We start from the raw sequence: 24289 nt of genomic DNA on the forward strand, positions 1-24289 counted from the left end.
TGGGCCTTGGCATGGCCCGGCCCCGGCTTCAAGTTCCGCGCTTCACGCTTGCCACGCCTAGGGGCGGCGTGCTTACTGGACGGGCGGGGGGCCTGAACCGGATGGTCTGTTCGCCTGTGACCTGTCCTGTCCGTTGAAGTGCCTGCATGATCCTGGAATGCCCCGAGTGCCGCACCCGCTATCTGGTGCCCGACAGCGCGATCGGGCCGGAGGGACGGACCGTGCGTTGCGCCAATTGCCGGCACAGCTGGTTCCAGTCGCCGCCCGAGCCGGAACCCGAACTGCCGCTGCCGCCCGTGGCGCAGGACCCGATTGGCGCGGAACCGGACGGGGCCTTTGCCGAGCCGCCGCCGCCGGTCATCATGCCCCCGCCCGCGCCGCCGATCCTGGCGCAGGAGGATGCCGGGTTCGACGCCTTTGCCCATCGCCCGCCCTTCCGCGCCCGCCGCAACCCGGTGCGCCGCTGGACCATCGGGGCAGTCGCCGCGTGCCTGTTGCTGCTGGCCGCGACGGCGGCGATCATGTGGACGGGGATGCCGGGCATCGGCGGCTGGCTGGGCATCGGCACGACCGAATCGGCGCTGGAACTACGCTCCAACCCGATCGAGCGGCGCGAGCTGGAGAACGGCTCGGAGCTGTTCGCGATTTCGGGCCAGGTCATCAACCCGTCGTCCAATACGCAGCGCGTACCCGATCTGCGCGCCGAGCTGAAGGACGCCAAGGGGCGCGTCGTCTTCTCCTGGGCGATCGCGCCGCAGCAGCGGACGCTGGGCCCCGGTGCGTCGATCGACTTCAACTCGGCCAAGCTGGACGTGCCGCCCAGTTCCAAGCGGCTGGATTTGAGCTTTGCGGGTGAGGGCGCGGCGAACTGATAGCGGGTCGCGTGGGCTTCGACTTCGCTCAGCCTGAACGGAGCGAAGGAACCGGGCCATATATACCAACAGCCGTTCAGCCTGAGCCCTTCGGCTGGCTGGCAAGCCAGCCGCTTAGGATAAACTTCGGCGCTCGCGCCGAAGTCGAAGGCCAAGGGAATCCCGCAGCCGCCGCGCGACGATCGCGAACCGCGCCCCGTGCAGCATCGCCGCGACCAGCATCCCCAGCCCCGAAGCCCAGGCAAGCGCCGCCGCCCCCCACCCCGCGCCGACCAGCCACCAGCCCAGCCCGCCGGTCACCACGAAATAGGCAATGATGCTGTTGATCCCCGCCGCCACCTGATCGCCCAGCGAGCGCAGCGCATAGACCAGCACGACCTGGACCCCGTCGAACAGGATGAACGGTGCCCAGATCGTCAGCATGGCGATCCCGGCCAGGTGCGCCTCGGGCATGGCCGGAAACAGGCCGACGACCGTCTGGGGCAGGCTCCATAGCGCCAGGCTGCACGCCCCCATGATCAGCGCCATCATGGCAAGCGCCAGCAGAGTGCGCGGCACCGCCGCCCAGGCCGTGCCCTCGCCCACCGCATTGCCCGCGCGCACGCCCGCCGCCGATCCCAGGCCGAGCGCCAGCGCGAAGGTCACGTTATGGACGGAGAAGACGATCTGGAAACCATGCGCGGTCGCATCGCCCAGCCGGGTCGACAGGGCGATCAGCACCGCGAACCCCGCCAGTTCCAGCCCCGAGGCGATGGCGGGCACGACGCCGAACCGGGCCAGCGCCGCCGCGCCCTTCAGCGTCGGGGCCCAGGCGGCGCGGTCCAGCCGCCGGACGCCGCGCTGTCCCCCACGCGGCAGTCGCATCGCGCTCGCCACCATCGCGACCGCCCCGATCGCCGAGGCGATGACCGTCGCCAGCGCAGCACCGACGGCCCCCAGTGCGGGCAACCCCAGCTCGCCCCCCGCCAGCGCCCAGGCGAGCAGCGCGTTGATCGGCAGGATCGACAGATTGACCATCGTCACCCGGCGCGGACGGCTGATCCCCTCCAGAAAGAAACTGGCGGCAACCAGCACAAGCTGGAACGGATAGCCCAGCGCCATCACCGCCACGACCCGCGCGGCCGGTTCGACCAAGGCGGGCGCCACCCCGATCCCGGCGAGCAGCTGCGCGCCGCCCAGCCCCAGGATCAGCATGGCGGCGACGCCCAGCATCAGCCCCAGTACCATGCCGTCGCGCAAGGCCTGGCCGGTCGCGGGCAAATCCCCCGCCCCGTCCGCCCGCGACGCACGCACCAGCACGCCCGACAGCCAGGCCAGACCGGTGACGATCGCAATATAGGTCAGCGACCGGCTGGCCGAGAGTGCTGCGACCTCATGCTCGCCGACCCGGCCGACCACGACGACATCGGTGACGTGCAGGATCGTCCAGTTCAGGCTGGTCAGCATCACCGGCCAGGCCAGCGCGAGCAGGCGTCGCGCCTCGGACAGGTCGGGGCGGAGGAAAGACGTCATAACCCTGCCCTAAGCGGGTTGGCCCCCGGGCGAAAGCCACCGCGACCCTTTGGCGAGAAAGACCATTGCGCTGCCCCTATCGCTTTGCTAGGGGCACCCGCCTACCAGCCCTCCGGCTTGCCGGTGGTGACTATCGAGTGCGGTCGTGGCGGAATTGGTAGACGCGCAACGTTGAGGTCGTTGTGGCCGAAAGGCCGTGGAAGTTCGAGTCTTCTCGACCGCACCAGATATTTCCGAAAATCCAGTATCGTGACGACGAGCGCCGATCGGCGCTCGTGGCCCATGCCGCCGCCTCAGCGCAGCGCGACGATCGCGGCCAGCGTTTCCATGCGCAGCGGCGAGACGAAGCGGAAGCCGAAGCGGCCGTCCTTCACCCAGCAGATCGTGCCCGGGATCGCGGTGCCGAGCGGGCGCACGACGATATGCCCCGCCAGACCGGGCTGGATCGCGCCATCCCCCTCCAGCTTGGCGCCGCCCGCCGAGATGTCGATCATCGCCGCGGTGAATTTGCGGTCGCCCAGCCGGACATCGGCGTTCAGCGCGATCGGGAATCGCGGCGGGCGCGGGATCGTGCCGTCCTCATTCTCGTGCGAGAAGATCCGTTCATAGGGTTGGGCCGAATCGAACTGGATGCCCGCCTTCTGCCCCTTCACCCAGCGGACCGTACCCGCCAGCGGCGGCAGGCCGCGTACCTCGATGCATATCGGATCGCCGACCGCGGGCACGTCGACGAATCGCGCCATCAGGCCGCTGGCGGAAATATTGTGGACCAGGCAGACGCCGGGATGGTCGCCGCACACCTTGCCCAGCAGCAGGACAGCCGAATGCCGCCGACCCGACCGCCGTTCGGCGGGCGTGCTATGCTGCTGTTCGACCTGTTCCATTCCCATTCCTTCGGCCAAGTCCACCCCCCTGTGGAATCCGGCATTTGCCCTGCCATATCCGAATCGGGTTAAAAAAGGCGAACAACTTCGCCCGCGCCGTACATAGGTGCATTCTGCGGTTCATCCTGCGGTCAGCGGCGCTGCGGCATCGGCCGCTTGTGGTCATGTTCAAAGCCCTGTAATTCGCGAGCCGTCCCATGCCTCGCGCGTCGTCCTCCCGGTCCTCCCGGCCCCGCTCTTCCAAGCCCCGCTCTCCCTGGCGGCGCCGGATCGTCGTAACCCTGCAGATCCTGATCGGCCTGGCCGTGCTGGCGGTCGGCGCGCTGGCCATCGCGGTCTTCGTCGCCAAGTCGCAGCTGCCCAGCTTCGACGAGCTGAAATCCTCGCCCAACGGCCAGATGATCCGCGTCCACGCCGCCGACGGATCGGTGATCGTGTCGCTCGGGCCGAGCTATGGCGAGTGGCTGCCCTATGACAGGATTCCGATCGTCATGCGCGACGCGACGATCGCGGTCGAGGATCGCCGGTTCCGCGAGCATCCGGGCGTCGACCCGATCGGCATCGCCCGGTCGGTCGAGGTGCGCCTGGAGAAGGGTCGCTGGAAACAGGGCGGCTCGACCATCACCCAGCAGATCACGCGTACCATCTTCCTGAACAACCAGAAGAAGTTCGGTCGCAAGTTCCGCGAGGCGATCCTGGCGCTGGCGATGGAGCTGAAATTCTCGAAGGACCAGATCCTCGAGTTGTATCTGAACAAGGTCTATTATGGCGGCGGCGCCTACGGCATCGACGCGGCCAGCCGGAAATTCTTCGGCCATGGCGCCGAGCATCTGAGCCTGTCCGAGGCGGCGGTGATCGCCGGCCTGGTCAAGGCGCCCTCCAACTATTCGCCGACCGCCGATGCCGAGGCGGCGGTGGGCCGCGCGGGCGTGGTCATCCAGCAGATGGAGCGCAACGGCTTCATCACCGCCGCCCAGGCCGCCGACGCCAATCCGCAAGCCCTGAAGCTGGCGCCCGAGCCCAAGCAGAATTCGGTGCGCTATTTCACCGACTGGGCGCTGCCCCAGCTCGACACGCTGATCGACGAGCAGAGCGCGCCGCTCGACGTGTGGACGACGCTCGACCTCAATATGCAGCGCGCGGCCGATTCGGCGGTCCGCGCCGATGCCCCGCCGGGAACGCAGGGCGCGCTGGTCAGCCTGGACCGCGACGGGGCGGTGCGCGCGATGGTCGGCGGGCTCGACTATGTCTCGACCAACTATAACCGTGCGACCACGGCGGTGCGCCAGCCGGGTTCGGCCTTCAAGCTGTTCGTCTATCTCGCCGCGCTGGAGGCGGGCCATAAGCCCGAGGACCAGGTGGTCGACGAACCCGTCACCATCGACGGCTGGTCCCCGCGCAACGATTCGCGGCGCAATTCGGGCAATGTGTCCCTGCGCACCGCCTTTGCCTATTCGCTGAATACGGTGGCGGCCAAGCTCGGCCAGGAAGTAGGTTTCCAGACGGTAGCCGACATGGCGCGCCGTTTCGGCATCACGACGCCGGTCAACACCCATCCCTCGATGGTGCTGGGCACGTCGGAGGTGCGGGTGATCGACATGGTCAGCGCCTTTGCCAGCGTCGCCAACAAGGGCGTGAAGGTCACGCCCTATGGCATCACCAAGGTGACGGCGAACGGCCAGACCATCTATACCCATGAGGTCGATCGCAGCCGGGTGCTGGTCGCCCCCTATATCGCCGCCGAGATGACCGACCTGCTGCAGACCGCGGTCAACACCGGCACCGGCCGCGCCGCGCAGATCGGCCGTCCGGTCGCGGGCAAGACGGGCACGACGACCAGCTCGAAGGACGGCTGGTTCCTGGGCTTCTCCAGCGGGATCACCACCGGCGTGTGGATGGGCCGCGATAATGGCAAGCCGGTCGCCGGGCTGCATGGCGGCACCGCGCCCGCCAAGGCCTTTGCCGATTATATGAAGGTCGCCGTCGCCAACCGCCCGATCGAGCAGTTCGAAACCCAGGTCACCCTGCCCGAATGGCAGCTGGAGCCGGATGAGGAGAGCTATTTCGGCGAGCCCGACAATGGCGTGAGCGCGGTCGATGCCGATGGCAATCCGCTGCCCTCGCCCACGGCGGTCGCGCCGGAGGACGGCAGCGAGACGGTGGAAATCCCGACCCGTCGCGAACCCGGTACGCCGCCACCCATCCAGCAGCAACCGGGTGCACCTGCACCCCAGCAACCGCCGGCACCCGCGCCGCAACAGCGGCTGGACCAGGCCTGGATCGACCGCGTGACCGGGCGCGGCAATGGCGCCGCGCCGCGTGACGGGCGGACCGGCGCCGCCCCGCGCGGCTCAGTCCGCGAGCGTCAGGACGACCGCCCGAACCAGTGAAGCCCCGCGCCATGCTGCCGCAACCAGGCGGTGGCAGGAGCCGGGTCCTCGCCCAGCAGCTCGGCGACGAGCGTGTGGAAGGCGGGGGCGTGGTTCATATGGACCCGGTGCGCGACCTCATGCGCCACCGTCGCGCGGCGGACGTAATCGGGGGCCAGGATCAGCCGCCAGCTATAGCGGATCGCCCCCGTCGAGGCGCAACTGCCCCAGCGCGCCTTCGGATCGGCGACGCTGACCTTCGACACCGCGACGCCCGCGAGCCGCGCGACCTCCGCTGTCTCGCGCGCCAGCACCTCCAGCGCCTGGCGCTTCAGCCAGGCCTCGACCCGGCGCCCCACCGTCTCCAGCGGGCCCGAGGCGATCAGCCGGTCGCCCTCGCGCTGGATCACCCGCGCGCGCCCCTCGACCCATTCGAGCCGTAGCGCGACGTCGCCGAATGGGATTTCGCAGCCCGGCACGAACGGCCGCGGCTGGGGCAGCCGCGCACGCTGCGCGTCGATCCAGTCCTTCTTGTCCTCGGCCCAGGCGAGCGCCTTTTTCAGCCCGGCGCGCTTGGGCACGACCAGGCGCGCGGTGCCGGTGGCGGGATCGACGCTGAGGCGGATGGTCTTGGCGGTCGGGTGGCGGACGACTTCGTCGATCACAATTCTCGGTCCACGATATGGTTTTCGAAATCGCCCGCATCATCCTCGCTGATCGTCCAGCCGCGCACCGATTGCCCGGCGCGGTGGACGGCCTCGCGGTCGCCGCAGACGAGGTAATGCCAGTCGGGCAGCGGCTCGTTCGCGGCGCGCAGGCGATAGGCGCAGGTGGTGGGCAGCCAGTCGATCGACCGGACATTGCCCATGGTCAGCCGCACGCATTCGGAGACATAGGCGCGGCGATGGCGATAGTTGGAGCATTGCCCGCTCCGCCGGTCGAGCAGGCGGCAGGCGACATTGGTCGCGACCAGCTCGCCCGTCTCCTCATCCTCCAGCTTGTGGATGCAGCATTTGCCGCAACCGTCGCACAGCGCCTCCCACTGCGCGCGGTCCAGGCTCTCGATCGGCTTTTCCCAGAAACGCTCCATCAGCGAACCCACTGGTCCAGCGTCTTGGCGACCGCCTCGGGCCCCTCATCGGCGGGCACCAGCGCCAGCGGCTTGCCTTGCGGATTCATCAGATAGACCTGGCGACTATGGTTCACCAGGTAACCGCCGCCCGGCGCCGGCTCGCCCTTGGCCGACCAGATGGCATAGGCCTTTTTGACCGCGCCGATCTGCGCGGGCGTGCCCGTCAGGCCGACGACGCGGGGATCGAAGGCGGCGGCGAAGCGGCCGACCACCTCGGCCGTGTCGCGTTCGGGGTCGACGGTGATGAAGAGGGGCACGATCTTCGCGGCCTTGGCGGGCGCACTTTTGTCGAGCAGCTTCAGGCCCGCCGCGATCGCCTGCATGTCGGTGGGGCAGACATCGGGGCAGAAGGTGTAGCCGAAATAGACCACGCGGTAGCGCCCGGCGAAATCGCGGTCCGTCACTGTCCGGCCCTTCGCATCGGTCAGCTGGAACGGGCCGCCGATCTTCGCGCCCGCCAGCGGGGCCTGCGCATCCGGCTGGGCGGGTCCGCAACCGGACAGGCCCAGCGATGCCGCAAGGGCCAGGGGCGCCAGCAAGGACGGGAATAATCGGGTCATGACGCCGACAGCCTTGCTGTGATAAATCGCCCGTTGCAAGCCATGGTCCTTCATTCTGGCCCCCATTCAGGAATGCCGTTCATGCCCTTTCGCCCCCTGTTCGCCGCAGCCCTTCTGGCCTCCGCGCTGACTGGTGCCGTCGCCACCCCGGCTTCGGCCCAGATGATGCAGTCCGAAAGCTACAAATTCCTTCAGGCGGTGCGCGACGCCAAGGGCAATGAGGTGACCAACATGCTGGACAAGCCGGGCGCCAGCATCATCAATACCCGCGACGTGACCAGCGGCGAGGGCGCGCTGCACATCGTCATCAAGCGCGGCGACGAGACGTACTTGCGCTTCCTGCTGCAAAAGGGCGCCGATCCCAACCTGCGCGACGGGCGCGGCAATACCCCGCTGCTGCTGGCGGTGTCGGGCGGCCAGACCGACATGATCCGCATCCTGACCGCGGCCAAGGCCAATCCCAATATCGGCAATGCCAGCGGCGAGACCCCGCTGATCCGCGCGGTGCAGCGCCACGATATCGCCATGGTCCGCGACCTGCTGGCCGCCGGCGCCGATCCCGACCAGCCCGACAATGTCGCAGGGCTCAGCGCGCGCGACTATGCCCAGCAGGACGCACGCAACATCGCCATCGCCAAGCTGTTCGTCGAAACGCCCAAAAAGACCCGCGCCGCCGTGGCGGGGCCGAAATTCTGACGATCCCTATTCCTCCCCTGCAAGGGGAGGGGGACCATGCGAAGCATGGTGGAGGGGTGACACGCTCTCGATAGGGCGCCCCCCCCCTCCGTCAGGGCTGCGCCCTACCACTCCCCTTGCAGGGGAGGAATGAATTTGGCCTAGATCAGCCCCAGTTCCACCAGCTTGCCGACCAGCACCGGCGGCATCCCTTCGATGCCCGTCGCCGCCCCGCTCAGGTCCGGCGGGGCGTCCGCCGCCTCCAGATAGCGCCAGCCCTGATGCGCGCGGCGTGGCAGCGCCTGGACCAGCACCAGTTCGGGGTCGATATGGATCGCACAGCGCCCGCCCTCGGCCTCGCCGAAAGACAGGATCGGCGAGCGTGCGACCAGCTGGTGCTTCAGGATCCAGAATAGCGAGCCCTGCCCCGCCACTTCCTCATGCCGCTTGGGCAGATAGCGCGTGGTCAGGAAGACCGGCCCGTCCTGCGCTCGGATCTTCAACCGTTCCGCCAGATGATCGATACTGGCCGCCCCGAACGCGACCTTGGTCAGATGAAGCGCCATGTCGCAGGGGCATGTGGGGGCGAAGGGGCCGGATCGCTAGAGTCGGATCCGTCGCCGTGGAAGCGATGCTGGCCAGATCCAACAACCGGGCATTTTACGTCGCGCTGTCCGATATCGACCGGAGCCAGGGCTTCAGCGCCAGCCAGTGATTGGCGCCCGCCTCGATCAGGACGATCTTGCCCGGTCCGACATGCGCTTGCAGGACCGTGACGAGCCGGTGATTGCGCTCGGCGGTCTCGAACCGGACGATGTCGGCGCCGATGCCCGTGCCGCAGGGCGTGCCGTTCGCCGCGACAAAATCGGTGCCATAATGGCGGCGATACCAGTCGGCATAATCGAAGCGCTCGACCGGGGTGACCATGGTCGCTTCCCGCCGTTCGGCGTCGACGATCGTCCCGTTCGCTTCGGCAAAAGGGTTGATCCGAAGGCGCAGGAGATGCGCGCCGAGCACGTCCTCGATCGCAAAGCCATGGCGAACGCTCGCCGCATAATCCTCCGCCGTCGTCAGGTCCCAGCCGGACACGGCCGTCCCTGCCGCCGCCGCCAGCGTGATCGCGGTCGTCACCTCGTCGGGGCGGCCGGCGGCGGTCCGCCGCTCGGCATAGCCCAGCATCCGTTGGCGATAGGCCGGGTCCATGCCGCGGGTCGACGAAAAGCCCTCGACCAGCACGTCGCCGGGTTTGTAGCGGGCAAAATCCTCCTGGAGCATCACCCGCGTCGGGCCATTGTCGCCATGCAGAACCGCGACGAACACCAGCGTCCCGCCACCCTTCAGCCGATAGACATGGGTGGCGGGCGGCCGGAAATCGGCGGGCATGGCGCAGGGCTCGGCAAGGACGGGAGGCGGGGTCGCGCCCTGTGGGACGGCGCCCAGCATCAACGCCCCGATCAGACCCCACATGGCATCCTCCATCCTGTCGACCGGCATGGGATCGCCCATAATATCGGCAGCAATACGGCATGGCAGACCGACAGACGTCGCAGCCGTTGACACATAATTCTACATATGTGACGTTATCAGCATGACACGATCCCGCCGCCCGTCGAAGCAATTGCTGGCCCTGTTGGAAGCGCTGGCCGAGCGGGGCGGGCAATGGTGGCATGGCTATGAGCTGATGAAGCAGACCGGGCTTCAGTCGGGCACACTCTATCCGCTGCTGATGCGGATGACCGAGCGCGGCCTGATCGAGGCGGAATGGCGCGAGCCCGAGCAGCCCGGTCGCCCGCCGCGCCACGCCTATCGCCTGACCGCGGCCGGGGTCGCCTATATCCGCGAACAGGCCATCCCGGTGCAGAGCGACCTGCGGATCATCGGGGCGTGACCCGCCCGGCCGCCCGGATGGTCATGGCGGTCGCGCTGGCCTTGATGCGCGATCACGACCGTCGCTGGGCTCAGGCCATGGCGCTGGAGTTCGAGCACGCCGGGCGGGACGGGCATGGCCTGCGCTTCGCATGGGGCTGCACCACGGTCGCGCTCCAGCGGCTGACGGGATCGTCCGCCGGGTGGCATCTCCTTGTCCGCCATGCAGTGGCGGTCGTGGTGCTGTTGCCGATGGCGCTATTTCATCTGGGCTGCGCGATGCACGGCCTGCGGTGCTGGGTGCTGGACCGCGATCCCTATCTGGCGGCGCTGGAGGCCGGCGATGCGGGCCAGCGCGTGATCGCCATCGCCTATCGCACCTGGTCGCCGCCGATCCTGCTCGGCCTGGTGCTGCTGGGCGGCCTTCATATCCTGATCGCGTGGCGGATCGCCGCCAGCGACTGGCACCGTGCGCGCCGGGGGATGATCGCCGCGGCGCTGGTCGTCGCCGGGCTCCTGGCCTGTATCGCCGCTATCCACCCCACGACCTGGGGCATGATGCTGCAGGGCGTCGCACTCGCCGCCGAAATGCTGGCCGTTCCGATTCTCGCCGCGTGGCAGGCGCGGTCCGCTTCGCCTGCCGTCCCCTAAATCGCGACCAACAGGGAAGATTTTCATGAACCATCGCCTTTGGACGGGATGGGTGTGCCTGGCCGCCGCCATCCTGCCGCTTTCCGCCGCCGCGCAGACGAAGCCGCCCACGAGCCCGCTGGCCCTGATCGAGCGGTTCGAAGCCGCGCGGCGCGACTTCGCCCCCGCCGCGCTCGCATCGACGCTGGCCCCCGATTTCGTCGAGATCTCGCCGCGCGGCGAGGTCGATTCGCGCGACAGGGTGCTGGGCTTTTACGCCCCCGACCGGAAACAGGCCGCGCCGCCGTTCGAACGCGACGACATGACGGTACGATCGCTCGGCGATACCGCCCTGGTATCCGCCCGCCTGTCGCTGACCCTGCCGGGTACGAACCAGCGACGCGCGGTGCGCGTGCTGTATGTCACCCATCATGGGAAGGCCGGATGGCAGCTGGTGTCGGTGCAATACACCCCCATAGCGCTGCCTCCCGCGCCCTAGGGCTCGGTCGGCCATCCGGGCTTTGATTTCGATACTGACTTGCAATAACAGAGGCTCACCCATAGGAGCGGCTCATAGGGAGTCGCGTATATGACGATATTGATGACGCTGGTGGCCAATGCGGCCGCCATCACCGCTGCTGCGCCCACGCCTGTGGCCGCCGACCCGCAAAATTCGCGCGACGACATCATCGTCACCGGCCAGCGGACCGAGGGCAAGGACGACTATACGATCGACGGCCAGACGACCGCGACGCGCATCCCGCTCACCCTGCGCGAGACGCCGCAGTCGGTCAGCATCGTCACCCGCCAGCAGATCACCGACTTCCAGCTGAACGACGTCAACCAGTTGCTGACGACGGTGCCCGGCATCAACGTGCAGGCGAACGAGACGGACCGCGTCTATTATTCGGCGCGCGGCTTCGACATCCAGACCTTCCAGATCGACGGCATCGGCGTCCCCTTCGCCTTCGGCATCCAGACCGGGTCGATCGACACCGCCATCTATGACCATATCGAGGTGGTGCGCGGCGCGCCCGGCCTGTTGTCGCCGACCGGCAACCCGTCCGCCGTCATCAACTTCGTCCGCAAGCGCCCGACCAAGGACCTGCAGGCGACCGCCAGCGTCCAATATGGCTCGTTCAACAGTCTGCGCCTGGACGCGGATGTCAGCACGCCCTTGACCAAGGACGGTCATGTTCGCGCACGCGTCGTCGGTGCGTTGTCGGACGCCGACAGCTATCTCGATCGCTACAGCTTGCGGCGCTGGACCGGCTACGGCGTGGTCGAGGCGGATCTGGGCCCCGATACCGTGCTCAGCGGCGGTTACGGGCATCAGGATCATCAGAGCCACGGCGCGATGTGGGGCGCGTTGCCGCTGACCTATACCGACGGCACCCGCATCGACATGCCGCGATCGACCAATGTCGCGCCCGAATGGGCGGGCTGGAACGTGATCGACCGGCAGATCTTCGGCGACCTGACGCATCACTTCGCCGGGGACTGGGTCGCGCGGATCAGCGCGGTGCGTCGCGCGACCAGCGAGGCGGACGCGCTGTTCTACGTCTATGGCAATCCGGTGCGCGGCGCCGCCAATGGCATCGCCCCCGATCCCGCCAATCCCGGCCAGTTCCTGGGGATCAAGAGCTATCCGGGCGCCTTCCGCGCGCAGACGCGCAACCTGACCATGGAGGCCTATGCGACGGGCCCCTTCACGCTGTTCGGGCGCGAGCATCAGCTGATGTTCGGCGTCAATCGCAGCGCGCAGGATTACAAGCAGGGATCGTCCTACGATTATTCACAGGTCGGCCTGACCCTGCCCTTCCCCGACCTGTTCCAGGGGACCTTCCCCAAGGTCAATTTCCCGACCACCTTCTCGACCGATTACGCGTCGAGCCAGAATACCCAGACCCGGCGCGAGACCGCCTATGGCCTGGTCCGGCTCAGCCTGGCCGATCCGTTGAAGCTGATGCTGGGCGGCAATGTCACCCATGCGCGCAGCATCGGCTTTTCCTACGGCGTCGACACCAATTACGACAATACGCGCTTCTCGCCCTTTGCCGGCGTCACCTATGACCTGAGCCCGTCGCTCAGCGCCTATGCCAGCTATACGACGATCTTCAATCCGCAGGACGCGATCGGCGAGGACGGCCGCATCCTCGCCCCCGTCAGCGGCAAGAATATCGAAGCGGGGATCAAGGGCGACTGGTTCGGCGGGCGGCTGAACGCCAGCGCGGCGATCTTCCGCGTCCACCAGAACAACACTGCCGAGAGCATCGGCTTCGTCAATGGCCGCTTCGTCTCGCGCGGGGTGAACGCCAAGTCGGAGGGGATCGAGCTGGAGGTCGGCGGACGGCTGGCCGAGGGGGTGCAGGTCACCGGCGGCTATACGCTGATGCGGATCGAGGATCAGAAGGGCGACCCTGCCCGCCTGTTCGTGCCGCGCAACACCGGGCGTCTGAACATCGTCTATTCGCCACCCGCCCTGCCCGCACTGAAGGTCGGCGCATCGGCCCAGTATCAGAGCGTGATCTATACCCAGACCCGTTCGGTGCGGCAGGACGGCTATGCGCTGGTCGACCTGATGGCGAAGTACGACATCACCCGCCGCATCGCGCTGTCGGCGAATCTGCGCAACCTGACCAATGCCAAGTATCTGACCGCGCTGACCTTCGACGGCGGCTATTACGGTGCGCCGCGCTCGATCCTGGGAACGATCACGGTCCGGTATTGAGGCACGGCCATTCCTCCCCTGCAAGGGGAGGGGGACCGCCGCGAAGCGGTGGTGGAGGGGGATGGCCGCAAGGGACGTCCTTTGCGGCACGCCCCCTCCGTCAGGCCTGCGGCCTGCCACCTCCCCTTGCAGGGGAGGGATAGGCACAAATAAAAAGGGCGCCGGTGGAACCCCACCGACGCCCTTTTCTGATTTCCGGCGCTAGTCCGTCAGTCGCGAATTACGCGGCCTGCGGCAGAGCGGCCTTCGCCTGCGCGACGATCGCCTTGAAGGCCTCGCCCTCGTGCATGGCGATGTCGGCCAGGACCTTCCGGTCCAGTTCGACGCCCGCCAGCTTCAGGCCGTGCATGAACTGCGAATAGGTCAGGCCCTCGGCCCGGACACCCGCGTTGATGCGCTGGATCCACAGACCACGGAAGGTCCGCTTCTTAACCTTGCGGTCGCGATACGCATACTGACCGGCCTTTTCGACGGCCTGGCGTGCGATGCGGATGGTGTTCTTGCGACGGCCATAATAGCCCTTCGCCTGATCCAAAATCCGCTTATGCTTCGCCTTGGTGGTCGTGCCCCGCTTGACGCGTGCCATATCTCTCTATCCTTCCAGAAATCAGTTCAGGCCGTAAGGCGCCCAGGCCTTCACGGTCTTGGTGTCGGCATCGGACAGGACCGAGGTGCCGCGGTTCTGGCGGATATACTTGCCGTTATGGCTGATCAGGCGGTGGCGCTTGCCGGCGACGCCGTGCTTGAGCTTGCCGGTCGCGGTGAGCTTGAAGCGCTTCTTGACGCCGCTCTTGGTCTTGAGCTTGGGCATTTTTTTCCTTTCGCTTTGAGCAAGGCAGAAACGGCCGCGGCAGCCCTGATGGCCGGGCCGTTCGTGACACCTCGCTCGGGAAGCGGGCCGCATAGACGAAGCGGAGGCGGAATGCAACCGACAGGTATCAGGGAACCGCCGCTCCACTCGGGCGCTTGAGGGTTCCATGGATCAGGCGCCGGCGGCCGACAGTCCCGCGAACGTGAACGCTGCCCGTGCCGGGTGGCGACGGTGGGCGATTCGCATCGCCATCGGCCTGCTGACCGTCATCGCCGCGATCTGGCTGGTGCTGTTCGTCACCAAGGGCCGGTTCCTGCGCCACCCCTTCGAGTCGATCACGGGCAAGCTGACCCGCCGGACCGTTACCGTGGGCGGCGATTTTCAGCTCTACTTCGCGCCGTGGCGGATCAAGTTCGTCGCCGAAAGGATCGCCATCTCCAATCCCGGCTGGGCGACGCGACCCAATTTGTTCACCGCCGACCGAATCGATTCGCGCATCGCACCACTGTCGCTGCTGTTCGGCAGACGGCGCTTCACCTGGCTGGAGTTGACGGGCGGCGCGGTCGACCTGGAATGGACGCCCGACCATAGCGCCAACACCTGGACCTTCAGCGAGAAGAAGGGTGGCAAGCGCCTGGAGTTCCCGCGCATCGACGTCGCCGTGGTGAACGGCACCACGATCCGCTACCGCGATCCCCGGATGCAGGTGACGGCCGATCTGGCGCTGGCGGATTTCCGGTCGCAGGACGCCCGCATCGGCCGCGCGGTCGGCGTGCGCGGCAAGGGCGTGATCCGGAGCACGCCCTTCGTCGTCAACGCCCAGCTGCTGTCGCCCGACGCCACCGCCAATCGCGGCAAGAACGAACTTCTCGCCCGGATGCGCGCGGCGGGCAATGTCGTGGATGTGAGCGGCACCCTGCCCTCGATCGCCGATATCGAAAATGTGCCGTTGCGGACGCGCGCGCGGGGCAAGGACCTGTCGACGCTGCTCGACGTGATCGGCGTCGTCATCCCGCGCACCCGCACCTATGACCTCCATGCCCAGTTGGTGAAGGACGGCGACGTCTATCGCTTCACACGGATGAAGGGGACATTCGGCGACAGCGACCTGGCGGGCACGCTGACCGTCACGCATGGCGCGCGGCTGCACCTCGATTCGACGCTGACGACCGACAAGCTCGACATCGTCGATGCCGCGCCCTTTTCGGCTACAACCCCGATATCGTCGCGACCAAGGGCGCGATGGCCGCCGCCGCCGCGACCGGAGTCGGGCCGCAGCGGTTGCTGCCCGATGCGGCGCTGCCGGTGGCGACGATGCAGCGGTTCGATGCCGACCTGAAATGGACGATCCGCACGGTACGCTCGCGCCGGGTGCCGATCTCCAACGTCGCGCTTACGCTGGCACTCGATCATGGCAAGCTGACCCTGTCGCCGCTGAACTTCGCGATGGCGCGGGGTAACGTATCGTCCGACCTGTTGTTCGACACGCGCCAGCGACCCAGCCTTGTCCGCTACGACATCCGCCTGTCGCCGACCCCGCTCGGCCGGTTGCTGGCGGGCTGGGGCGTGGCGGAGGCGGGGACGACCGGCACGGTCAAGGGCCGCGTCCAGCTGACCGGGCGCGGCGACACGATCCACGACTCGCTGGCGACGTCGAACGGGCGCATGGCCTTCATCCTGCCTGCGGGCTCGCTCTGGACCAAGAATGCGCAGCTGGCCGAGCTCGACATCGGCACCTTCGTCCAGAAGATGTTCGAGAAGGAACTGAAGGAGCCGGTGCGGATCAATTGCGGCCTGATCGCCTTCACCGTGCGCGGCGGCGTGGGGGCGGCGGACCCGGTCCTGATCGACACGTCGAAGAATGTCGTGACCGGGCGCGGCGGCTTCAGCTTCCGCAACGAGGGCGTAGACATGGCGGTGCGCGCCGATGCCAAGACCTTCAGCCTGTTCTCCGGCCAGTCGCCGGTTGGCATCACGGGGACCTTCGCCAAGCCGGGGATCGACCCGATCAGCGGCGACCTGCTGGCGCGCGCCGGGGCTGGCCTGGGGCTGGCGGTGGTGGCGACGCCGCTGGCGGGGGTGCTGGCGTTCGTCGATGTCGGCGACGCGAAGGCCGCCGCCTGCGGCCCGGTGCTGGCGGGGGCGCGGGCGAGTGCCCAGCGGACGGTCAAAGGCGACAAGCGCGACGATGTCGGGCGCGGGACGACCGCCAAGGCCGAGGACGGGCGCGGCAATCCGGGCGAGGCGAAGGCGCAGCGGAAGAAGTTTCTGGGAATTTTTTAATCCCGAATTTCTCGTATTTTCATAACCAGTCCGACCGCCTGTGCGGGCGCTTACGACGAATCAATGCCGCGTTCGTATGAGGCAGGCGCAGCTCGAAACGCCGAAGCTCTCGACCAGCCTCTCGATCTCCCGCTCGCCAAGCCTTGTTGAGCCAATGCCGATAACCGCGAAGATCGTTTCGATTGAATGCATGCATCGCCAGGTTCTGCGCACCTAGAGGATTGCCCCTACGGTACGCAGCGTACGCGAGACCGCTCAAACTGAACCGATCCGCGAACCTCCCAAAGTTGGTCATTTCGTTGCTCAATTCGACCATAGCGTTGGTGTCGCCGCGAAGAGCGAGATGCCACAGGATGGGCATACGGTGGCCGACCTTTCGATCATAGCGAATGCCCCAATATCTCGCCCACAACCGATCCATCTTGCTCATGTGTGCAGGATGCCAATGCGCATGAAGGACTGCAATCAGGTTAGTGAGGCGTTCATGCGCCCCACCCTGTCATTTGCGATCAATGATCGTGATGGCCATGCCCATGCGGCACATTCCGCAGCGCCTCCAGCACCTCGTCCGCACGCGCCGGGTCGCCGATCGCCAGCACATGGCCTGCGCTGTCCGCCGTCAGCGGATCGCCGTTCCAGTCGCACATGCGCCCGCCCGCCCCCTCGACCACCGGGACCAAAGCGGCGAAGTCGTGGAGCTTCAGGCCGGACTCGCACACGATGTCGATATGGCCGCTCGCCAGCAGGCCGTAATTATAGCAGTCGCCGCCATAGACCGGCCCCTGGCGCGGGCTGTTGCCGCTGACCGCCGCGACCAGCGCCATGAAGTGCGGCACGTCGTCATCGTCGAACAGATGCGGGCTGGTCGTCGCGATCGTCGCGCCGTCCAGCTCGCGGCACGACCGGGTGCGCGCCGGCTGGCCGTTGAACAGGGTCGGGCGCCCGGCGACGCCCAGCCAGCGCTCGCCCGCGACCGGCTGGTCGATGATGCCCAGCACCGGCCAGCCATTGTCGACCAGCGCGATCAGCGTGCCGAAGATCGGCCGCCCGACGGTGAAGCTGCGCGTACCGTCGATCGGGTCGAGCACCCATTGGCGGCCGGTCACGCCCGGCTTTACGCCATATTCCTCGCCATGGATGCCGTCGCCGGAGCGCTCCGCCTCCAGGATGCGGCGCATCGCCGACTCGGCCTCGCGATCGGCCAGCGTCACCGGCGAACGGTCCTCCTTGATCTCCAGCCCCATCTCGCGGCGGAAATAGGGACGGATGGCGGCACCGGCGGCGTCGGCCAGCCGGAGCGCCAGGGCAATATCGTCGGCATGTACGGACATATTGACCCGGATAGGATAGGTTGGCGCGATCAGCAATGGACGCCATCATCACGACCAGATAGGCGTTAATTATCTTGCTATAAGGAAACCGGCGATGAGAGCAGTGTTGGGCGTATTCCTTGCGATGGCCGCGGCGGTTCCGGCCGTGGCGGCGCTGCGACCCGGCGCGACTGCCCCGGACTTTACGACGCGCGGCGCGGTGGCGGGCAAGGTCTTTACGCTGCACCTGAAGGAACAGCTGCGCCACGGCCCGGTCGTCCTCTATTTCTTCCCCGCCGCCTTCACCAGCGGATGCAGCGCCGAGGCGCGCGCCTTTGCCGAGAAGATCGACGCGTTCAAGGCGGCCGGGGCCCGGGTGATCGGCATGTCGGCCGATCCGGTCGACAAGCTGGCCGCCTTTTCCAAGGCCGAATGCGCGGGCAAGTTCCCGGTCGCGAGCGCCGGTCCCGCCATCGTCAAGGATTACGACGTCGCGCTGGGCCGCCAGATCGAGGGGCGCGACATCACCTCGCGCACCAGCTATGTCATCGGCCGGAACGGTCGTGTCGTCTTCGTGCATGACGATATGAACCCCGCCGAGCATGTCGCCACCACGCTGGCTGCGGTGCGCGACCTGAACACCCGTCGCTGATCGAATCGACGGGGGAATGACGATGAAGCGGACGGACGAGACCGTGCGGGGGGCTGCAACGGTATCCGATCGGCTTTATGATCAGATCGGTCGTTTTCTGGACGATCACCGGCTGGCGCCCGATCCGGCGCATTATGCCTTTGTCTATACGATCCTGACGGAGCCGAAGGGGCCACTGGCCCGTGCGGTCGCCTCGCTGATCGACGGCGGCGTCCGGCTGCATCGCGACGACATCGTTCGCCTGGGCGGTCCGACGACCTCGTCACGCCCCTCCCCGGCGCCTGCCGCGCCCGCCCGGCCCGCCGCGCCGCGCAGCTTGGCCCCGCCGCCCGAGGCACAGACGGATGCGCTGGCCGAACAGACCCAGAGCCATGTGGAGGCCTTCGCTGCGGCCCTTCGCGCGATCCAGGCCGACACCTCGGAATTCGGCGCCAACCTGGCGCGCAATGCCGCGGAAATCTCACGCGGCGAGCCGATCGGGCTGGCCGCGCTCGCCCGGCTGACCGGCGAGATGCTGGAGCGGGTCCATGCCGCCGAGCACCGCCTGGACGAAGCGACCGCCGAGGCGGAATCGCTGCGCGAAAAGCTGGCCGAGGCGCGTGCGACGGCGCGGCGCGATCCGCTGACCGGCCTGGCCAATCGCCTGGCCTTCAACGAGGCGCTGGGCCAGTGTTTCCAGGCCGCGCATCCCTGTCACCTGGCGCTGTGCGACATCGACGCGTTCAAGCGGATCAACGACGAACTGGGCCATGCGGTCGGCGACCGCGTGCTGCTGTCGATCGGCAATATCCTAGCCGAAGAGGGCAAAGGCCATTTGGTCTGTCGCCATGGCGGCGAGGAATTCGCGCTGCTGATGACCGGCCTGTCCACCGAAGAGGCCACCGCGCTGATCGAGCGGGCCCGCGACGCGGTGCGCGACCGGCGGATGCGGGTGCGCGAGACGGGCGAGCCGATCGGCGAGATCACCTTCTCGGCCGGGATCACCGCCTTTCGTCCCGACGATACGCAGGAATCGCTCTTCGCGCGCGCCGATGCGCTTCTCTACCGCGCAAAGAATGAAGGCCGCGATCGCGCTTTTGCGGACAGCTGATCTACGCCATCCGATGGCGTAAAATCCGAGCGAGATATGGCGGATTTCACCATTTTTTGTTATGGCGAAAATAATACTACCGTTTTTCAGCTACTTATAAAACTGGCATGCGACCTGCAACGCTCCTGGCATAGCCCACCAAATGATTGGCGGGCCGATCACCCAGGGAGTTTTGCCATGTTCGCTTCGTTCCAGACCCGCCAGATCCTCGTCTCGCTCGTCGGCGCGCTCGTCTTCGCCAGCGTCGCCATCACCACCGCCGCGCCGATCTTCCCGGTCGCCTGAGCGTGAATCCCTTCAACCTCCGACCCGGCCGGGCCGTCCGATCCTGAAGCCCGGCCGAGCGGCGGACGGCGATCAGGCCGCCGCCACGGCACCGACCGGGCCGATGGGCGCTTCCTCGTCCCGCGAATAGGTGCCGGTCAGCACCCCGGCGGCGAGCACATGCCCCGCCATCGCCTCGACCATCGCGCTGCGTCCCGGCGTCTGCCCGCCGATATCGACGGCCGCGTCCAGCGCGAAAAGCTGGAACACATAACGATGTTCGCCATGCCCGCGCGGCGGATCGGGCGGCAGCCAGCCTTCGCCGAAATAGGAATTGCGCCCCACATCGCCACCCTCCGGCGTGCCCGCGCCATCGGCGACGATAGCCCCTTCGGCCAGATCGCCCGCGCGGGGCGGCAGGTTCCACAGGATCGCATGGACCAGCGGCTGCGGCCTGGGCGCGTCGGCATCCTCGACGATCAGCGCCAGCATCGCCGTCCCCTCGGGCGGATCGCCCCAGACGAGCGGCGGCGACACCCCCATACCATCGGCGGTGAAGCGTTCGGGCAAGCGCCCCATATCGCCAAAGGCGGGGCTGTCCAGCCGCATCGCGGCGGGGGGCGCCAGATCGGGCCGCACGACCGCGATCGCCTCGACCCCGGCGCGCCAGCCGCTCAGCGCCTTGCCCAACCAACCCGGCAGATGTTCCAGCATAGGCCCGCTCCTCTGTTGTCCTATCGCGCCGGGCTTGCCGCGACGCGGGTCCGCCAGACGGGCAGCGTGTCGATCGCCCCGCGACATTCGGTCATGCTCGCCGCCTCCAGCAGCCTGAACCGCTCGCCGTCCCAGCCGAAGCTCTGGCGATCGCCGCAGTCGCCCAGACCCCGCCCCTTGCCCCAGCTCGACAGGCGACCGTCCTGTGACCATTCGCTGTTGACCAGCGTCACCGCTCCACCGGGTTCGGGACCGTCGGCAAAGGGGATGGCATAGTCGAACCGCGCCGGACTCAACCGCCCGTCACGCCAGATCAGCGGCTTGACCAGATAATTATAGGCCCCCGCACCGCAGGAGAGCAGGACCAGGGTCGATCGCCGGTCCAGCCGGTAAGCCTCGGCGCTGACCGGGCTGCCCAAGCTGTTCAGGCAGTCCAGCCGTCGCCGCATATCGTTGAGTGCGGCAGAGGGGATGGCAGGCGCGGCCCCCGGCGGCGGCGTCAGGATCCGCACCACGGGTAGTACCGGCGCCGCACGCCGATAGCGGGCGCTCCCTTTGGCGACGAGCGCGCTGCGCGATCCCGCCCGCCGCTGGCGTTCGTCCATATAGCGAAAGGCCGCCGCCGCACCGTTCAGCGACACCGGCTTTGCCTCGGGCGTCAGGATCGCCGCCCGGTGCCCGCGGGCCATGGCCGCGACCAGCGCCTCGGCGGGCGCGCCGCGGACCCAGGCCTCGGCCTGATGCGGCAGGGCGGCGGTGGCGACCGCACGGCCGTCGATCCGCACGGTCGCGCGCTGCGCCTTGCCGGTCATGTCCGCGATCTTCACCGCGAGCGTGCCGTCTGCGGCGCGGCGGACGAGCAGCCCGGCATCCTGCAACGCGCCTTCCTCGGGCGACAGCGACGCCGCCTCGCACGCGCCGCCATTGTCGCAAGCCACGATCCAGTCGCGGAACAGCTTCGACTTGGCCGGCACAGGCGTGTCCGGCGCGGCGGCGGCCGCAGGCAAGGCGGCACCGACAAGGGCTGCAAAAACGGCGGTACGGATCATGGCGGATCAACCCCTTTGCTGGCAGTGGCGTTCCGAAACGGATAGGGCCGGGTCCAACGGACCAGGTTCCGAAGAACAAGGAGAGTGGCGATGAAGTCAGTGGGCGTGATCGGTGCCGGTCAGATGGGTGCGGGCATTGCGCAAGTGTCGGCGGCGGCGGGCCATGTCGTCAAGCTCGCCGATGTCTCGGTCGAACGCGCCGAGGCGGGCAAGGCGGGAATCGCCAAAGCGCTCGACCGGCTGGTGACCAAGGAAAAGACGACGCGCGAAGACGCCGACGCCCTGCTGGCACGGATCGAGCCGGTCGGCAGCCTGTCCGCCATGGCCGGGTGCGAGCTGGTGATCGAGGCGGCGACCGAGCGCGAGAGCATCAAGCGCGCGATCTTCGCAGAGGTCGGCCAGGCGATGTCCGATACCGCGATCCTGGCGACCAACACCTCGTCCATCCCGATCACCCGGCTGGCCCAGGCCGCACCCGATGCGGGCCGCTTCGTCGGCGTGCACTTCTTCAACCCCGTGCCGGTCATGGGGCTAATCGAACTGATCCGCGGCCTCGCCACCTCGGACGAGACGGTCGCCAGAGTCGAGCGCTTTGCCCAGGAACTGGGCAAGCGCGTGGTCCATGCCAATGACGCGCCGGGCTTCATCGTCAACCGCGTGCTGATGCCGATGATCAACGAGGCGATCTTCGCGTTGGGCGAGGGCGTGGCGACGATCCCCGATATCGACGCGGCGTGCCAGCTGGGCCTCAACCACCCGATGGGGCCGCTGACGCTGGCCGATTTCATCGGGCTGGACACCTGCCTGGAGATCACCCGCGTGCTGTTCGAGGGCACCGGCGACCCGAAATTCCGCCCCGCCCCGCTGCTGATCAAATATGTCGAGGCGGGCTGGTATGGCCGCAAGACCAAGCGCGGCTTCTACGACTATAGCGGCGCGGAGCCCGTGCCCACGCGGTAAGGATCGCCCTTCCCCACCGTCCCGACCTGTGCCGGGACGGTGGAGCATGGGATCAATGGCGGAAGTGGCGCATGCCCGTGAACACCATCGCCAGGCCCGCTTCGTCCGCCGCCGCAATGACCTCGTCGTCGCGGATCGAGCCGCCGGGCTGGATCACCGCCGTGGCGCCCGCCTCGACCGCCGCCAGCAGGCCGTCGGCGAAGGGGAAGAAGGCGTCCGAGGCGACCGCCGACCCGATGGTGCGGGGTTCCGCCCAGCCCGCCTTGTCGGCGGCGTCCTTGGCCTTCCACGCGGCGATGCGGGCGGATTCCAGACGGTTCATCTGGCCCGCGCCCACACCGGCGGTCGATCCGCCCTTGGCATAGACGATCGCGTTCGACTTCACATGCTTGGCGACGGTCCAGGCGAAGCGGCAATCGGCCAGCTCCTGCTCCGTCGGCGCGCGCTTGGTCACCACCTTCAGCATGTCGTCGGTCAGGCGACCATTGTCGCGGCTCTGGACCAGCAGGCCGCCCGCGATCGACTTCATCATCAGCCCCGCGCGTGCCGGATTGGGCAGCTCGCCCGACAGCAGCAGGCGCAGGTTCTTCTTCTTGGCGAAGATCGCGCGTGCCTCTGCGCTGGCGTCGGGCGCCACCACCACCTCGGTGAAGATGCCGGAGATCGCTTCCGCCGTCTCGGCATCGAGCGGACGGTTGCAGGCGATGATGCCGCCGAACGCCGACACCGTGTCGCAGGCGAACGCCGCCTGATAGGCCTCCAGCAGCGTCTCGCCGCTCGCCACGCCGCAGGGGTTGGCGTGCTTGACGATGACGACCGTGGGCGGGCCGTCGATGAATTCGCTGACCAGTTCCAGCGCGGCATCGGCGTCGTTGAGGTTGTTGTAGCTCAGCGCCTTGCCCTGCAGCTGCTCGGCCTGGGCGATGCCCTGCCCGCCCCGCTGCGGCAGATAGAGCGCAGCGACCTGATGCGGGTTCTCGCCGTAACGCAGCGTCTCGGGGTGCTTGGTGAAGGCCAGCGGCAGGGTGGCCGGGAAGGCCTCGCCCTGGTCGGCAAAGGCGAACCACTGGGCGATCGCCGAGTCATAGGCGGCGGTCGCGGCAAAGGCCTTGGCGGCCAGGCGCTGGCGGGTCTTCAGCGTCGAGGCGCCGTCATTCGCGGCCAGCTCGGCCAGGAAGTCGGCATAGTCGGCCGGGTCGGTCAGGATCGACACATAGCCGTGGTTCTTGGCGGCCGAGCGGACCATGGACGGGCCGCCGATGTCGATATTCTCGATGATCTCGGGCCGCTCGGCGCCCTTCGCGACGGTCTGCTGGAAGGGGTAGAGGTTGACGACCACCAGGTCGATCGCGCCGATGCCATGCTCGGTCATCGCGGCGGCATGGGCGGGGTCGTCGCGCACCGCGAGCAGGCCGCCATGCACCATCGGGTGCAGCGTCTTGACCCGGCCGTCCATCATCTCGGGGAAGTTGGTGACTTCGGAGATGTCGCGGACCGGCAGGCCGGCATCGCGGATCGCCTTGGCGGTGCCCCCGGTCGAGACCAGATCGACCCCGCGCCCGGCCAGCGCACGGGCCAGGTCGATGACGCCGGTCTTGTCGGACACCGACAACAGCGCGCGGCGGACCGGCACCTGGTCGACGGAAGGAGCGGAGGGGAGCGAAACGGCCATCGGGCAGCGGATCCTACATGCTGAGGGGAGTTTGCGGCCCCGATAGACTCCGATTCGCCGAAGCGCAAAATGTGATTCGGGGAAGCGTGATTCCTCCCCTGCAAGGGGAGGGGGACCAGCGAAGCTGGTGGAGGGGTGTCACCGGCGGCGAGGGAGGGGTTTCCTCACAAAAGGGGACACCCCTCCGTCAGGCCTACGGCCTGCCACCTCCCCTTGCAGGGGAGGAATTCGATTATTCGCGCCTCCGCGCGAA

The 24289-nt window shown here is 67.8% G+C and carries 23 protein-coding genes, 1 tRNA gene and 1 pseudogene; 12 read left to right on the forward strand and 13 right to left on the reverse strand.

All coding sequences use genetic code 11. The annotated features are described in order from the left end of the window. The first annotated feature begins 146 nt into the window (after positions 1-146). Positions 147-872 carry a zinc-ribbon domain-containing protein gene (locus tag QZ546_RS00965; protein ID WP_294233254.1) on the forward strand — a complete coding sequence of 242 codons (726 nt, stop codon included), beginning with the start codon at positions 147-149 and terminating at the stop codon, positions 870-872. Positions 873-986: 114 nt separating this feature from the next. On the opposite strand, the gene QZ546_RS00970 is transcribed toward QZ546_RS00965, so the two are convergent. Next, positions 987-2384 carry an MATE family efflux transporter gene (locus QZ546_RS00970; protein WP_294233257.1) on the reverse strand — a complete coding sequence of 466 codons (1398 nt, stop codon included), beginning with the start codon at positions 2382-2384 and terminating at the stop codon, positions 987-989. A gap of 139 nt (positions 2385-2523) precedes the next feature. Between QZ546_RS00970 and QZ546_RS00975 the strand changes: the two genes are divergently transcribed. Next, a tRNA-Leu gene (locus tag QZ546_RS00975) sits at positions 2524-2610 on the forward strand. Positions 2611-2677: 67 nt separating this feature from the next. Here the strand turns inward: QZ546_RS00975 and QZ546_RS00980 are convergent. Then, a complete protein-coding gene (locus tag QZ546_RS00980) occupies positions 2678-3268 on the reverse strand; it encodes a PilZ domain-containing protein (RefSeq protein WP_294233259.1) in 591 nt (196 codons plus the stop codon). Positions 3269-3465: 197 nt separating this feature from the next. On the opposite strand from QZ546_RS00980, the gene QZ546_RS00985 reads away from it, so the two are divergent. Further along, on the forward strand, positions 3466-5658 hold the full coding sequence (locus QZ546_RS00985) for a transglycosylase domain-containing protein (RefSeq protein WP_294233262.1): 2193 nt from the start codon (positions 3466-3468) through the stop codon (positions 5656-5658). Here the strand turns inward: QZ546_RS00985 and QZ546_RS00990 are convergent. The 3 genes from QZ546_RS00990 to QZ546_RS01000 are packed head-to-tail and all read right to left on the reverse strand — an operon-like array spanning position 5634 to position 7329. Continuing rightward, positions 5634-6302 carry a M48 family metallopeptidase gene (locus QZ546_RS00990; RefSeq protein WP_294233265.1) on the reverse strand — a complete coding sequence of 223 codons (669 nt, stop codon included), beginning with the start codon at positions 6300-6302 and terminating at the stop codon, positions 5634-5636. The genes QZ546_RS00985 and QZ546_RS00990 overlap by 25 nt on opposite strands. Beyond that, positions 6299-6727, reverse strand: a complete 429-nt coding sequence (locus QZ546_RS00995; RefSeq protein ID WP_294233268.1) for a YcgN family cysteine cluster protein — start codon at positions 6725-6727, stop codon at positions 6299-6301. The genes QZ546_RS00990 and QZ546_RS00995 overlap by 4 nt, the downstream gene beginning before the upstream one ends. After that, positions 6727-7329 carry an SCO family protein gene (locus tag QZ546_RS01000; RefSeq protein ID WP_294233271.1) on the reverse strand — a complete coding sequence of 201 codons (603 nt, stop codon included), beginning with the start codon at positions 7327-7329 and terminating at the stop codon, positions 6727-6729. The genes QZ546_RS00995 and QZ546_RS01000 overlap by 1 nt, the downstream gene beginning before the upstream one ends. A gap of 81 nt (positions 7330-7410) precedes the next feature. Here QZ546_RS01000 and QZ546_RS01005 point away from each other — a divergent pair, with 81 nt between their 5' ends. Beyond that, positions 7411-8025 carry an ankyrin repeat domain-containing protein gene (locus QZ546_RS01005; RefSeq protein ID WP_294233274.1) on the forward strand — a complete coding sequence of 205 codons (615 nt, stop codon included), beginning with the start codon at positions 7411-7413 and terminating at the stop codon, positions 8023-8025. A gap of 140 nt (positions 8026-8165) precedes the next feature. On the opposite strand, the gene QZ546_RS01010 is transcribed toward QZ546_RS01005, so the two are convergent. Both QZ546_RS01010 and QZ546_RS01015 read right to left on the reverse strand, forming a co-directional pair. Beyond that, positions 8166-8570 (reverse strand): DUF1489 domain-containing protein, encoded by a 405-nt coding sequence (locus QZ546_RS01010; RefSeq protein WP_294233278.1) that lies wholly within the window; start codon positions 8568-8570, stop codon positions 8166-8168. Positions 8571-8664: 94 nt separating this feature from the next. Then, positions 8665-9498 carry a hypothetical protein gene (locus tag QZ546_RS01015; RefSeq protein ID WP_294233281.1) on the reverse strand — a complete coding sequence of 278 codons (834 nt, stop codon included), beginning with the start codon at positions 9496-9498 and terminating at the stop codon, positions 8665-8667. A gap of 94 nt (positions 9499-9592) precedes the next feature. Between QZ546_RS01015 and QZ546_RS01020 the strand changes: the two genes are divergently transcribed. The 4 genes from QZ546_RS01020 (at position 9593) to QZ546_RS01035 (ending at position 13231) form a co-directional block, all read left to right on the forward strand. Next, positions 9593-9892 carry a PadR family transcriptional regulator gene (locus tag QZ546_RS01020; RefSeq protein ID WP_294233284.1) on the forward strand — a complete coding sequence of 100 codons (300 nt, stop codon included), beginning with the start codon at positions 9593-9595 and terminating at the stop codon, positions 9890-9892. After that, positions 9889-10521 (forward strand): hypothetical protein, encoded by a 633-nt coding sequence (locus QZ546_RS01025; protein WP_294233286.1) that lies wholly within the window; start codon positions 9889-9891, stop codon positions 10519-10521. The genes QZ546_RS01020 and QZ546_RS01025 overlap by 4 nt, the downstream gene beginning before the upstream one ends. A 25-nt stretch (positions 10522-10546) precedes the next feature. Then, positions 10547-10999 (forward strand): nuclear transport factor 2 family protein, encoded by a 453-nt coding sequence (locus QZ546_RS01030; protein WP_294233288.1) that lies wholly within the window; start codon positions 10547-10549, stop codon positions 10997-10999. Positions 11000-11089: 90 nt separating this feature from the next. Beyond that, positions 11090-13231, forward strand: a complete 2142-nt coding sequence (locus QZ546_RS01035) for a TonB-dependent siderophore receptor (protein WP_294233291.1) — start codon at positions 11090-11092, stop codon at positions 13229-13231. 220 nt (positions 13232-13451) lie between these two features. Here QZ546_RS01035 and rplT read toward each other — a convergent pair whose 3' ends face one another. Together rplT and rpmI are read right to left on the reverse strand one after the other, a co-directional pair. Next, complete coding sequence (gene rplT, locus QZ546_RS01040) at positions 13452-13817, reverse strand: 50S ribosomal protein L20 (RefSeq protein WP_042488147.1); 366 nt, start codon at positions 13815-13817, stop codon at positions 13452-13454. A gap of 21 nt (positions 13818-13838) precedes the next feature. Continuing rightward, positions 13839-14042: a 50S ribosomal protein L35 gene (rpmI, locus tag QZ546_RS01045; RefSeq protein ID WP_007406658.1), complete on the reverse strand. Its 204-nt coding sequence runs from the start codon at positions 14040-14042 to the stop codon at positions 13839-13841. 166 nt (positions 14043-14208) lie between these two features. Here rpmI and QZ546_RS01050 point away from each other — a divergent pair. Further along, positions 14209-16325 (forward strand): annotated as a pseudogene (locus QZ546_RS01050) (AsmA family protein). 509 nt (positions 16326-16834) lie between these two features. On the opposite strand, the gene QZ546_RS01055 reads toward QZ546_RS01050, so the two are convergent. Next, the gene (locus QZ546_RS01055) at positions 16835-17656 is read right to left on the reverse strand and encodes an inositol monophosphatase family protein (RefSeq protein ID WP_294233294.1); all 822 of its coding nucleotides are present in this window, start codon (positions 17654-17656) and stop codon (positions 16835-16837) included. A gap of 94 nt (positions 17657-17750) precedes the next feature. Here QZ546_RS01055 and QZ546_RS01060 point away from each other — a divergent pair, with 94 nt between their 5' ends. After that, a complete protein-coding gene (locus QZ546_RS01060; RefSeq protein WP_294233297.1) occupies positions 17751-18287 on the forward strand; it encodes a peroxiredoxin in 537 nt (178 codons plus the stop codon). Between the two features lie 22 nt (positions 18288-18309). Next, a complete protein-coding gene (locus tag QZ546_RS01065) occupies positions 18310-19377 on the forward strand; it encodes a diguanylate cyclase (protein WP_294233299.1) in 1068 nt (355 codons plus the stop codon). 357 nt (positions 19378-19734) lie between these two features. Here the strand turns inward: QZ546_RS01065 and QZ546_RS01070 are convergent, their stop codons facing one another. Then, on the reverse strand, positions 19735-20355 hold the full coding sequence (locus tag QZ546_RS01070; protein ID WP_294233302.1) for a YbhB/YbcL family Raf kinase inhibitor-like protein: 621 nt from the start codon (positions 20353-20355) through the stop codon (positions 19735-19737). Between the two features lie 20 nt (positions 20356-20375). After that, positions 20376-21404: a DUF1176 domain-containing protein gene (locus tag QZ546_RS01075; RefSeq protein ID WP_294233305.1), complete on the reverse strand. Its 1029-nt coding sequence runs from the start codon at positions 21402-21404 to the stop codon at positions 20376-20378. A 90-nt stretch (positions 21405-21494) separates the two neighbouring features. Here QZ546_RS01075 and QZ546_RS01080 point away from each other — a divergent pair, with 90 nt between their 5' ends. Next, the gene (locus tag QZ546_RS01080) at positions 21495-22364 is read left to right on the forward strand and encodes a 3-hydroxyacyl-CoA dehydrogenase NAD-binding domain-containing protein (protein ID WP_294233307.1); all 870 of its coding nucleotides are present in this window, start codon (positions 21495-21497) and stop codon (positions 22362-22364) included. A gap of 52 nt (positions 22365-22416) precedes the next feature. On the opposite strand, the gene purH is transcribed toward QZ546_RS01080, so the two are convergent. Continuing rightward, the gene (purH, locus tag QZ546_RS01085) at positions 22417-24036 is read right to left on the reverse strand and encodes a bifunctional phosphoribosylaminoimidazolecarboxamide formyltransferase/IMP cyclohydrolase (RefSeq protein WP_294233310.1); all 1620 of its coding nucleotides are present in this window, start codon (positions 24034-24036) and stop codon (positions 22417-22419) included. Between the last annotated feature and the right edge of the window lie 253 nt (positions 24037-24289).

This window comes from uncultured Sphingomonas sp. (genome assembly GCF_913062585.1).
Taxonomy (GTDB): Bacteria; Pseudomonadota; Alphaproteobacteria; order Sphingomonadales; family Sphingomonadaceae; genus Sphingomonas.